This window comes from Nocardioides dongkuii (assembly GCF_014127485.1).
Taxonomy (GTDB): Bacteria; Actinomycetota; Actinomycetes; order Propionibacteriales; family Nocardioidaceae; genus Nocardioides; species Nocardioides dongkuii.
This window is the reverse complement of sequence record NZ_CP059903.1, coordinates 1,801,979-1,813,565: the sequence shown is the minus strand read 5'-3', so window position 1 is coordinate 1,813,565 and position 11,587 is coordinate 1,801,979. Positions and strand designations below refer to the sequence as shown.

Annotated in this window: 9 protein-coding genes; 7 read left to right on the top strand and 2 right to left on the bottom strand. The window is 71.8% G+C overall.

Features of this window, described 5'->3' with window-relative positions; all coding sequences use genetic code 11:
• The first annotated feature begins 35 nt into the window (after positions 1 to 35).
• The 5 genes from H4O22_RS08775 to H4O22_RS08755 all read left to right on the top strand — a co-directional run bounded on the left by H4O22_RS08775 (position 36) and on the right by H4O22_RS08755 (position 6,082).
• Positions 36 to 2,873, top strand: a complete 2,838-nt coding sequence (locus H4O22_RS08775) for a cation-translocating P-type ATPase (RefSeq protein WP_182526616.1) — start codon at positions 36 to 38, stop codon at positions 2,871 to 2,873.
• Positions 2,874 to 2,946: 73 nt separating this feature from the next.
• Complete coding sequence (locus H4O22_RS08770) at positions 2,947 to 4,632, top strand: ribonuclease J (protein ID WP_182526615.1); 1,686 nt, start codon at positions 2,947 to 2,949, stop codon at positions 4,630 to 4,632.
• Positions 4,633 to 4,798: 166 nt separating this feature from the next.
• Positions 4,799 to 5,224: a BLUF domain-containing protein gene (locus tag H4O22_RS08765; RefSeq protein ID WP_182526614.1), complete on the top strand. Its 426-nt coding sequence runs from the start codon at positions 4,799 to 4,801 to the stop codon at positions 5,222 to 5,224.
• Between the two features lie 155 nt (positions 5,225 to 5,379).
• Entirely contained in the window at positions 5,380 to 5,604 is a 225-nt protein-coding gene (locus H4O22_RS08760) for a hypothetical protein (RefSeq protein ID WP_182526613.1), read from the top strand.
• Between the two features lie 145 nt (positions 5,605 to 5,749).
• Positions 5,750 to 6,082 carry an STAS domain-containing protein gene (locus H4O22_RS08755; protein ID WP_182526612.1) on the top strand — a complete coding sequence of 111 codons (333 nt, stop codon included), beginning with the start codon at positions 5,750 to 5,752 and terminating at the stop codon, positions 6,080 to 6,082.
• A 22-nt stretch (positions 6,083 to 6,104) separates the two neighbouring features.
• Here H4O22_RS08755 and H4O22_RS08750 read toward each other — a convergent pair whose 3' ends face one another.
• Together H4O22_RS08750 and H4O22_RS08745 are read right to left on the bottom strand one after the other, a co-directional pair.
• Positions 6,105 to 7,202, bottom strand: coding sequence for a potassium channel family protein (locus H4O22_RS08750; protein WP_182526611.1), 1,098 nt, complete (start codon positions 7,200 to 7,202; stop codon positions 6,105 to 6,107).
• A gap of 10 nt (positions 7,203 to 7,212) precedes the next feature.
• On the bottom strand, positions 7,213 to 8,175 hold the full coding sequence (locus tag H4O22_RS08745) for a YihY/virulence factor BrkB family protein (protein ID WP_182526610.1): 963 nt from the start codon (positions 8,173 to 8,175) through the stop codon (positions 7,213 to 7,215).
• A gap of 17 nt (positions 8,176 to 8,192) precedes the next feature.
• Here H4O22_RS08745 and H4O22_RS08740 point away from each other — a divergent pair, with 17 nt between their 5' ends.
• Positions 8,193 to 9,857, top strand: a complete 1,665-nt coding sequence (locus H4O22_RS08740) for an acyl-CoA dehydrogenase family protein (protein ID WP_182526609.1) — start codon at positions 8,193 to 8,195, stop codon at positions 9,855 to 9,857.
• Between the two features lie 114 nt (positions 9,858 to 9,971).
• A complete protein-coding gene (locus H4O22_RS08735) occupies positions 9,972 to 11,579 on the top strand; it encodes an SLC13 family permease (RefSeq protein ID WP_182526608.1) in 1,608 nt (535 codons plus the stop codon).
• Positions 11,580 to 11,587: the final 8 nt, after the last annotated feature.

Here is an 11,587-nt window from a genome sequence, read left to right as displayed (position 1 = left end):
TCGAGTGGTGCGGCCGTCGCCTGGAGGTCTGACCCATGGATCACGCCGACTCACAGACACTGCACCACCCCGCCGATCCGAGCCTGCTGGACGTCGACACCGTCGCGCGCGAGCTGGGCGTCGACCCGCTCACCGGGCTCTCCGAGGACGAGGCGGCCCGCCGGCTCGCCACGGACGGACCCAACGAGCTGCGGGGCAGGAAGCCGGTGCCGCTCTGGCGCAAGATCCTCGCCCAGTTCCAGGACCCCCTGATCTACCTGCTGCTCGCGGCGGTGGCGATCTCGCTCGTCTCCTGGGTGATCGAGGGCGCCCACGGCACCCCCGTGGACGCGCTGGTCATCGCCGCGATCATCGTGCTCAACGCGGTGCTCGGCTACACCCAGGAGGCGCGGGCCGAGGACGCGGTGGCGGCCCTCGACAGCATGACGGCCGCCGCCTCCACGGTGCTCCGGGGCGGGCAGCTCCGGACGATCGCGTCGACGGACCTGGTCCGCGGGGACGTGCTGGTCCTGGACGAGGGCGCGGCGGTCGGAGCGGACGCCCGGCTGCTGAGCGCGAGCTCGCTGCGGGTCCAGGAGGCCTCCCTCACCGGCGAGAGCGAGGCCGTCGTCAAGGACCCGACGACCCTCGCGGAGCCGGTGCCGCTCGGCGACCGGCTGGACATGGTCTTCAAGGGGACCTCGGTGACCCAAGGCACCGGCCGGGCCGTGGTCACGGGCACTGGCATGGCCACCGAGGTCGGGGCCATCGCCGAGATGATGGACGCCACCGTCGAGGAGCCCACTCCCCTCCAGAACGAGGTGACGAGCATCGGCAAGACGCTCGGCGCGGGCGTCGTCGTCATCGCGATCGTCGTGATGCTCACGATCATCCTGGTCGACGGCGTCCGTGAGCCGAGCGACCTGGTGGTCGTGCTGCTCCTCGGTGTCTCGCTCGCCGTGGCCGCGGTGCCCGAGGGCCTGCCCACCATCTTGTCGGTCGTGCTCGCCATCGGCGTGCAGCGGATGGCGAAGCGCAACGCGGTGGTCAAGAAGCTCAGCTCGGTGGAGGCGCTCGGGTCCGCGTCGGTCATCTGCACCGACAAGACCGGGACCCTGACCCGGAACGAGATGACGATCCAGCGGATCGTCACGGCCTCCGGCACCGCCGAGGTGAGCGGCGTCGGGTACCGCCCCCAGGGCGAGGTACGCAGCGACGGGCTCCCGCTGCACGGCGCCCAGCTGCAGGAGGCCCGGCTGGTGCTCGGCGCCGGCTCCCTCGCCAACGACGCCCAGCTGGCCGAGCGGGCCGGCGCGTGGGAGATCGTCGGCGACCCGACCGAGGCGGCGTTCCTGGTCGCGGCCCGCAAGCTGGAGGGCACCACGGAGGAGATGCGTCGTCTCGAGCGACGCGCGGAGATCCCGTTCACCTCCGACCGCAAGATGATGTCGACCCTCCACGAGAACCCGGGCGACGGCACCCGGCTCGTGCTGAGCAAGGGCGCGCCCGACGTGCTCCTGGCCCGCTGCACCCAGCAGCAGGTGGGGAACCAGACGGTGCCCCTGACCGACGAGACCCGGTCCGCGCGGCTCGCCGAGATCGAGACCCTCTCCGCGGGCGCGTACCGCACCCTCGGCGTCGCCTACCGCCGCGTGACCGACGAGCCCGCCGGGTCCGACCCCGCTGCCACTGGCGGGATGGACGAGTCCTGGGAGCGCGACCTGGTCTACGTGGGGGTCGTCGGCATCATCGACCCGGCGCGCTCCGAGGTGTCCGGCGCGATCGACGAGGCGCACCGGGCCGGCATCCGGGTCATCATGATCACCGGGGACCACCCCACCACCGCCCGACGGATCGCCGAGGACCTCGGCATCATCGAGGCCGGGGGCCGCGCCGCCACCGGGGCGGAGCTGGACACCCTCGACGACGACGCGCTGCGCGACCTCACGCGGGAGGTCTCGGTGTACGCCCGGGTGGCGCCCGAGCACAAGCTCCGGCTCGTCGACGCGCTGCAGTCCGACGGCCAGATCGTGTCCATGACCGGCGACGGCGTCAACGACGCGCCCGCGCTCAAGTCGGCGGACATCGGCGTGGCGATGGGCATCACCGGCACCGAGGTCACCAAGGAGGCCGCCCGGATGATCCTGGCGGACGACAACTTCGCCACGATCGTCGCGGCGGTGCGCCAGGGGCGCGTGATCTTCGAGAACATCAAGAAGTTCCTGCGCTACCTCCTCTCCTCGAACATGGGCGAGGTCCTGACCGTGTTCCTCGGCGTGGTCCTCGCCGGGGTCATCGGCCTCAACGAGGCGAGCGACGGCTCCGACCTCGTGCTGCCCCTGCTCGCGACCCAGATCCTGTGGATCAACCTGATCACCGACTCCACCCCCGCGCTCGCCATGGGCATCGACCCCGAGATCGACGACGTGATGGCCCGGGGTCCGCGCAAGCTGACCGACCGGGCGATCGATGCGCGGATGTGGCGCGGGATCGTGTCCATCGGGCTGGTGATGGCCCTGGCCACCCTGTTCGCGATCGACCTGTTCCTGCCCGGCGGCCTGGTCGACAGCGACGACAACCTCGAGGTCGCCCGCACCGCGGGGTTCACCACGCTGGTGTTCGCGCAGCTGTTCAACTCCCTCAACGCCCGGTCGGAGACGACCAGTGCGTTCCACGGCCTCTTCGCCAACACCTGGCTGTGGGGCGCCATCGCGCTCGGCGTGGTGCTCCAGGTCGCCGTCGTCGAGATCCCGTTCCTCCAGACCGCCTTCGGCACCGAGGCCCTGGACCTCACGCACTGGGCCGTGTGCGTCGCCCTCGGCTCCGTCGTGCTCTGGTACGACGAGCTCCGCAAGCTGGTCCTGCGCCTCGCCGAGAGGCGGCGGACCGGCTGAGTGATCCCCCCGTTCGGCGCCCGACGGGGATGCGGGCACGCGGGCGCGGGGGCTACTCCGTTAGCGTGACGCCGTGAGCCACCCGCATCCTGAACTCCAGCGTCCCCCGAAACTCCCCGCCGACGGCCTGCGCATCGTCGGGCTCGGAGGGCTCGGTGAGATCGGTCGCAACATGACCGTCTTCGAGCACCGCGGCAAGCTGCTCATCGTCGACTGCGGTGTGCTGTTCCCCGAGGAGCACCAGCCGGGGATCGATCTCATCCTCCCCGACTTCACCTGGATCCGGGACCGGCTCGAGGACATCGTCGCCGTCGTCCTGACGCACGGGCACGAGGACCACATCGGCGCCGTCCCGTACCTGCTGCGCGAGCGGCGCGACATCCCCGTCGTCGGCTCCCGGCTGACGCTGGCGCTGATCGAGGCCAAGCTCAAGGAGCACCAGATCCGGCCAGCGCTGAACCAGGTCAAGGAGGGCGACCGGGTCACGTTCGGCCCCTTCGACCTCGAGTTCCTCGCGGTCAACCACTCGATCCCCGACGGGCTCGCCGTGGCGATCCGCACCAGCGCCGGCATGGTCCTGCACACCGGCGACTTCAAGATGGACCAGTTCCCCCTCGACGACCGGATCACCGACCTCCGCGGCTTCGCCCGCCTCGGCGAGGAGGGGGTCGACCTGTTCCTGACCGACTCCACCAACGCCGAGGTCCCCGGGTTCACGATGTCCGAGCGCGAGCTCACCCCGGCGATCGAGACCGTCTTCCGCACGGCGCCCCGCCGCGTCATCGTGTCCAGCTTCGCCAGCCACGTGCACCGCATCCAGCAGGTCCTCGACACCGCCGAGGCGCACGGCCGCAAGGTCGCCTTCGTCGGCCGGTCGATGGTGCGCAACATGGGCGTGGCCCGCGACCTGGGCTACTTGAAGTACCCGGAGAGCCTCGTCGTCCCGTTCGAGCAGCTGGAGCGGATGTCGCCGAAGAAGGTGGCGATCGTCTGCACCGGATCCCAGGGCGAGCCGATGGCGGCGCTCTCCCGGATGGCCAACCGCGAGCACAAGATCCGCGTCGGCGAGGGCGACACCGTGCTGATGGCCAGCTCGGTCATCCCCGGCAACGAGAACGCGATCTCCTCGGTGATCAACGGGCTCACCCGCTGGGGCGCGAAGGTGGTGCACAAGGGCAACGCCAAGGTGCACGTCTCGGGCCACGCCAGCGCCGGCGAGCTCGTCTACTGCTACAACATCGTCCGCCCGAAGAACGTGATGCCGGTGCACGGCGAGTGGCGCCACCTCCAGGCCAACGCCGACCTGGCGATCCGGACCGGCATCGACCCCGAGCGGGTCGTCATCGCCGAGGACGGCGTGGTCGTCGACCTGGTCAAGGGCCAGGCGAAGATCACCGGCAAGGTCCCCGCGGGCAACGTCTACGTCGACGCCCAGACCGTCGGCGGCGCCACCGAGACCTCGCTCAAGGACCGGCGCACCCTCGGCCAGGAGGGCGTCGTCACCGTGCTCGCCCTCGTCGAGGCCGACACCGGCAAGCTGGCCGAGGAGCCCGACTTCATGGTCCGGGGCTTCGTCCACGAGCCCGACGCGTTCCAGGCCGCGATCGCGGTCGTGGAGAAGACCTGCGCCCGGGCGGCCGCCGAGGGCATCGGGGAGGCGCACCAGCTCGAGCAGATGATCACCCGCGAGGTGGGCCGGTGGGCGTACAAGAAGTTCCGCCGCAGCCCGCTCGTCATCACGATCGTCGTGGACGCGTGAGCGTGTCCGCGAGGACGTGGTCGGCCGGCGTGCCCCCTCGTCTCGAACGCCCTGCGCGAGAGTCGCCCTTGCTCGTCGGGGGCCGCCGGCAGGCAGAGAGTGACCGCGGGGGCCACGGCTCAAACCTCGGCGTCGGGGTGACCGCGACGGTGACTGGAGGCGCCCCGTGCTGTCGCTGACCTACCTGAGCACCGCGACCCAGGAGCTGGACGCCGAGACGCTGCGCCGGCTGCTGCTGGAGTTCCGTGCGCGCAACGAGGAGCTCGGTCTCACCGGGATGCTGCTCTACAGCGGCGGCAACATCATCCAGACGCTGGAGGGACCCGACGAGACCGTCGAGTCGACGTTCGGGGCCATCGCCCGGGACCTCCGGCACCGCAACGTGATGGTGACGCTGCGCGAGCCGATCGAGGAGCGCGCGTTCCCCGACTGGTCGATGGGGTTCCGCGAGGTCGACGACCAGGACGTGCGCGACCTGCCCGGGTTCCACGAGTTCCTGCAGGACCCCCGGCTCTCCGCGGGGTACGGCGACCGCGCGGAGCCGGCGTACACGATGCTGCGGGTCTTCCGGGAGAACACCGCCCGCGGATGACGAACGTCCCGCGCCGGATCCTGGTCCGGCGGCGGGACGCTCGACGTGGGCCTCCGAGTCTGACGGCGGAGGCCCATCCTCCGGGACCGATCATACCCCCCTCGGCATGCCGCCGCCTGCGTTCAGGTTCGAACACATGTTCTATCGTTCGCAGCATGCGGGACCGGGTGACAGGGACGAGGGGGCACACCTCGCCCCGGCACGTCTGGGTCTGCGTGACCGGGCGGTGGCACGAGCAGTCCCCCGGCGTGCTGCTGGAGTGGCGGCGCGGCACGACGTCCTGGGAGGCCCTGGTGATCTGGGCCGGCGGTGGCGGCGTCCGCACCTGGGAGGTCAAGCACGGCTGGGTCCCGGCCGCGCACGTCCGACCGCGGGAGTGAGGTCCATACCCCCCTCGGGGTGTACAGGGCGGAGCTTCGCAGCGCGTAGCCTTGACCGTGCTCGGAGTAGGTCGTGACCGCCGCCCAAGACGAGTCCGTTCCCGGTAGATCCAGCACACCGTTCCCCCGCGGTGAGAGGCCCCCCATGATCACGATCCACCAGCAGCCCGAGGCCTCGACCGCGCACTTCACCGTGAGCGGGGACCTCGACGTCTTCGGGGCGCTCACCCTCCGCCGCGGCCTGAACTCCGCCAGCGAGACCTGCGCCGACCTGCGGGTCGACCTCGCGGACGTCGAGTTCGTTGACGTCTCCGCGCTCGGCGTCATGGCCCGCACCTGGGGCGACCTGACCGCCCGGCCCGGCACCTCGGTCCGCCTGGTCGGCACCAGCCGTCAGGTCCGCGCGCTCCGCAAGGCCGCCGGCCTGGTCCGCCTGCTCCCCGACGCCGTCGACGACGCACTCCCCCGCGGCGCCTGAGCGCTGAGCCTCACGCTGGGCATCACTCCTGGTCGCCGGCGAGCTCCTCGCCGTGCGTCCCGGGACGCGGCGCCCACGGCTGCTCCTTGGCGGGGCGGACGACAACCAGCCGGTCGCCGCGGGCCAGCAGCGTGACCACCGGGTCGAAGTACCGGTAGACCTTCTCGTCGCGCACGACCGCGATCACCTGGTCGGGCAGCGTCTGCGGCTGCTTGCCGACCTCGGAGACCAGCAGGTCGCGCTCGGCGACCTCCAGGCCCGCGCCGTACGAGAGCAGGTCTTCCATCACCGACCCCAGCGACGGGGACAGCGAGGACAGGCCGAGCAGGCGGCCGACGGCGTCGGAGGAGGTGATCACCGAGTTCGCCCCCGACTGCTTCATCAGCGGCGCGTTCTCCTGCTCCCGGACCGAGGAGACGATGTAGGCGTCGGGGTTCAGCTGGCGCACCGTCAGCGTCGCCAGCACGTTGGCGGCGTCGCTGTCGGTGGTGATGATGACCTGCTCGGCGGTCTCGACGCCGGCGCGCCGGAGCACGTCGCGGCGGGTGGCGTCGCCGGTGACGACGGCCAGCCCGTCCGCGTGCGCCTCCTGCATCGCGGACCCCTTCGGGTCGACGACGACCACGTTCTCCAGGTCCAGGCCGTTGGTGACCAGCGTCTTCACGGCGCTGCTCCCCTTCGTGCCGTAACCGACGACGACGACGTGCTGTCCCATTTTTCTCCTCCAGCGGGCGACGCGGAACATCTCCCGCCCCTGGGAGGCGAGAACCTCCAGGGTGGTCCCGATCAGCAGGACCAGGAAGGCGATGCGGGCAGGGGTGATGACGAAGGCGTTGACGAGCCGTGCGCCGTCGGTGACGGGCGCGATGTCGCCGTACCCGGTCGTGCTCAGCGTGACGGTCGTGTAGTAGATCGCGTCGATCAGGCTGATGGTGTTCGTGGGGTCGTTGCCGTCGCGGTAGCCGCCCCGGTCGAAGTAGACCAGCATCACCGTGCCGACCAGGATCGCCAGCGCCGCGAGGATCCGGCGACCGAGCGCCCACCACGGGGAGATCGGGCGGTCCGGGAGCGAGACGATGCCGAGCGGTCCGCGGGCGGCGTCGGCGGAGGGGTCGGGCACGGCGCTGAACCTACCGGTCCCGCGAGGCGAGGTGACGCAGGCGCTGCACCAGCTCGAGACGCGCCCTCGTGGTGGTGGCCTGCGGGAAGACCGTGTCGAACGCCGCGTTGACCGCGGCGCCGATGAGGACGACCAGCGCCAGGACGTAGAGCCACAGCAGCACCGCGATCGGTGCGGCCAGCGGACCGTAGATCGAGCGCGAGTCGGCGGCCGTCGCCTGGAGGAACCAGCGCAGCACGAAGGACCCGGCGACCCAGGCGAAGAGCGAGAACGTCGCGCCCGGGAGGTTGAAGGTCCAGTTCGTCCGCACCGGCACCGAGACGTGGTAGAGCGTCGCGAGGAAGCAGATGCACACCACGGTCACGACCGGCCAGTAGAAGGCCAGCAGGAAGTCGGCGTCCTGGGGCAGCCACTCGGCGGCGAGCGAGGGCCCGATCACCATCAGCGGGATCGCGACCATGCCGGTGACGAGCGCCAGCACGTAGAGCACGAAGGACAGCGCGCGGGTCTTGACGATCCCGCGGTGCCCGCCGAGGCCGTGCATGATCGTGATCGTGTCGACGAAGACGTTGAGCGCCCGCGAGCCCGACCACAGCGCGAGCACGAAGCCGACCGAGATGACGTCGAACCGGCCGCCCTCGAGGACGTCGTCGATCGTCGGCCGGATCACCCGGTCGACCGCGGTCTCGGTCAGCAGCCGCGAGGACAGGTCCAGCACGGCCCGCTGGACCTCCTCGACCTCGCCGGCGGAGAACTGCCCGGTGACGTAGCCGACCGCCCCCGCCAGCGCGAAGATCAGCGGCGGCACGGACAGCACCGCGAAGAACGCGCCCTCGGCCGCGAGCCCGGTCACCCGGTAGCGCAGGCAGGACCCGATGGCGGTCACGACCAGCCGCCACAGCGTGTGCCCGACGCGGTGCGCGAGGGTCTCGGTGGGGGGTGCCCCGGCGCTCTGCTGGGACTCCGAGACCATGCGCCTACGGTATCTGCATGGGTACGTCGAACCCCGGCGCTCGCGCCGCGATCCGCACGGTCACCAACCAGGCGCCGCCGCTCGTCGGCCACAACGTCGTGACCGCGGACCGGGCGCTCACCGAGGCCGTCGTACGCCACGGCTCCCCCGCCGTCGTCGACGACCTGTTCGACCTCGGCGCGGAGGCCGGCTCGGCCGACGCGCGCGAGCACGGGCGGCTCGCCAACGAGCACCACCCGCGGCTGGTGCCGTACGACCGCTGGGGCCACCGGGTCGACGAGGTCGAGTTCCACCCGTCGTGGCACTGGCTGATGGAGCGCGCGGTCGGCCACGGCCTGGCCGCCGCCCCGTGGGAGGACGACTCCCCCCACGCCCACGTGCGCCGCGCCGCCGGGTTCATGGCCTGGTCGCACACCGAGCCCGGCCACGGCTGCCCCGTCTCGATGACGTACGCCGCGGTCCCGGCGCTGCGGGCCGACGACGCGCTCGCGAAGGAGTGGACGCCGCTGCTCGCGTCCCGCTCTTACGACCCCGGCGTCCGGCCGGCCCGCGAGAAGCGCGGCGCGCTCGCCGGCATGGGGATGACCGAGAAGCAGGGCGGCTCCGACGTCCGCGCCAACGTCACCGAGGCCCGCCCGACCTCCGTCGACGGCGAGTACACGCTGCACGGGCACAAGTGGTTCACCTCCGCGCCGATGAACGACGTCTTCCTGGTGCTCGCCCAGGCGGCCGGCGGCGTGACCTGCTTCGTGGTGCCGCGGGTGCTGCCCGACGGCACCCGCAACCAGCTCGACGTCGTCCGCCTCAAGGACAAGCTCGGCAACCGCTCCAACGCCTCCTCCGAGCTCGAGCTGGACGGCACCGTCGCCGTCCGGCTCGGCGACGAGGGGCGCGGCGTGCGCACGATCATCGACATGGTCGCCGCGACCCGGCTCGACTGCGTGCTCGGCTCGGCGTCGCTGATGCGGCGGGCGGTCTCCGAGGCGTCCTGGCACGCCGCGCACCGCTCGGCGTTCGGCTCGCTGCTCTCGGAGAAGCCGCTGATGCAGAACGTGCTCGCCGACCTCGCCGTGGAGTCCGAGGCCGCGACGGTCCTCGGGATGCGGCTCGCCGCCGCCGTGGACCGCCGGGACGAGCCGCACGAGGCGGCGCTGCGGCGGATCGCGCTGCCGCTCGCGAAGTTCTGGGTGTGCAAGCGCACCCCGGCGATGGTGGGCGAGGCGCTGGAGTGCCTCGGCGGCAACGGGTACGTCGAGGAGTCGATGATGCCGATGCTCTACCGCGAGGCGCCGCTGAACTCGGTCTGGGAGGGCTCGGGCAACGTCAACGCGCTCGACGTGCTGCGCGCCCTCGGCCGCGAGCCGGAGGCGCTCGACGCGTGGATCACCGAGGTCGGGCTCGCCCGCGGCGGCGACGTACGCCTGGACCGCGCGGTGGACGACGTGCTGGCGCTGCTCGGCACGCTGCTCGGCGACCCGACCCAGCTCGAGGTGCAGGCCCGCCGGCTCGCGGGCCGGATGGCGGCGGTGCTGCAGGGCTCGCTGCTCGTGCGGTTCGCGCCCCCCGAGGTGGCCGACGTCTTCTGCGCCTCCCGCCTCGGCACGTCGTACGACGGCACGTACGGCGCGCTCCAGGGCGGCGACCTGCGGGCGATCGTGGCGCGGACCACCCCCGCGGCCTGATCCCCCTCGCCGGGGCGGCCACCGCGGGTTATCCGGGCGGGGCGGTGGGTATGCGCGATGTGAGCCCGGTCACAGCACCCCGCTGCTCCGGGCGGTCCCGGAGGTGGCGACCCGATGACGACCACGAACAACGAGCCGCGGCGTACCGACGTCGACAAGGCGTTCCTCGACAACGCGACCTACCGCAGCCTCGGGGAGCAGCAGCTCTCCGAGCGGGAGGAGCGGTTCGAGAAGACCCGGCGCACCACCGGGCTGGTGCTCGCTCCCCTGGTGACGGCCGTCTTCTACTTCCTGCCCCTCGGGCTGGACGCGCAGCAGCAGACCCTGGCCGCCGTCCTGCTCGGCGTCATCGTCCTGTGGGTCACCGAGCCGGTGCCGATCCCGATCGGCGGCTTCATCGGGGTCGGCGCCATCGTCCTGCTCGGGGTGGCCAGCGCCGACGACGCGCTCGCGCCGTTCGGCTCCTCGACGGTCTTCACCTTCATCGGCGCCTTCATCCTGGCCCAGGCGATGCTCAAGCACGGCGTGGCGAAGCGGTTCGCGATGTTCATCCTGGACCTCCCCGGCGTCGGGACCTCCACCGCGCGTGTGGTGATCGCCTTCGGCGCGATCACCGCGCTGCTCTCGGGGTTCGTCTCCAACACCGCGACCGTGGCGATGCTGCTGCCGACCGCGATCGGCCTGCTCACGGTGATCGCCAAGCTGCTGCAGTCCCGCGACCTGGTCGCCCCCGACTTCGACCCGCTCCGGCTGCGCGTGGGCGTCGCGCTGATGCTGATGCTGGCGTACGGCGCGAGCGTCGGCGGCCTGCTGACCCCGGTCGGGTCGCCGCCCAACCTGATCGGCCGCGGCCTGATCGAGGAGGCGACCGGCGAGACCGTCACCTTCCTCGACTGGATGCTGCTGGCCTTCCCGGTCTGCACACTCATGTTCGTCGCCCTCGCGCTGGTCCTGCTGCTGCTCAACAAGCCGGAGCTGAAGCGGCTCGACGGCGTCGAGGAGTGGGTGGACGCCGAGCGCGCCCAGCTGGGCGCGATGAGCCGGGCGGAGAAGAACACCCTGGTCGCCTTCGTGGTCACCGTGACGCTGTGGATCACCCCCGGCGTCGTCGCGCTCGTCGCCGGCGCCGACTCCTCGGCGTACGCAACGGTGAGCGGGCGGCTCGACGAGGGGATCGTCGCGGTCCTGGGCGCGTCGCTGCTCTTCCTGCTGCCGACCGACTGGGGCAGCCGCGAGTTCACGCTGCGCTGGAGCGACGCGGCCCGGATCGACTGGGGCACGGTGGTGCTCTTCGGCACCGGCATCATCTTCGGCTCGCTGCTGGAGAGCACCGGCCTGGCCGAGACCATCGGCCAGGGCTCGTACGACGCGCTCGGCCTCGGCAGCACGCTGGCGATCACGGTCTTCGCCGTGATCCTGGCGATCCTGGTGTCGGAGACGACGAGCAACACCGCGTCCGCGGCCGTCGTCGTGCCGATCATCATCCCGATCGCGGTCGCCGCGGGCATCAACCCGTTCGTGCCGGCCCTGGCCGCGACGTTCGCGGCGTCGTTCGGCTTCATGCTGCCGGTCTCGACCCCGCAGAACGCGATCGTCTACGGCTCCGGCGTCGTGCCGATCACCAAGATGATCCGGTCCGGGGCGTCCTTCGACGTGCTCGGCGCGATCCTCATCGTGCTGCTGCTGCCCTCGATGGTCGCCCTCCTCGGCCTGGGCGGCTGAGGCTCGGC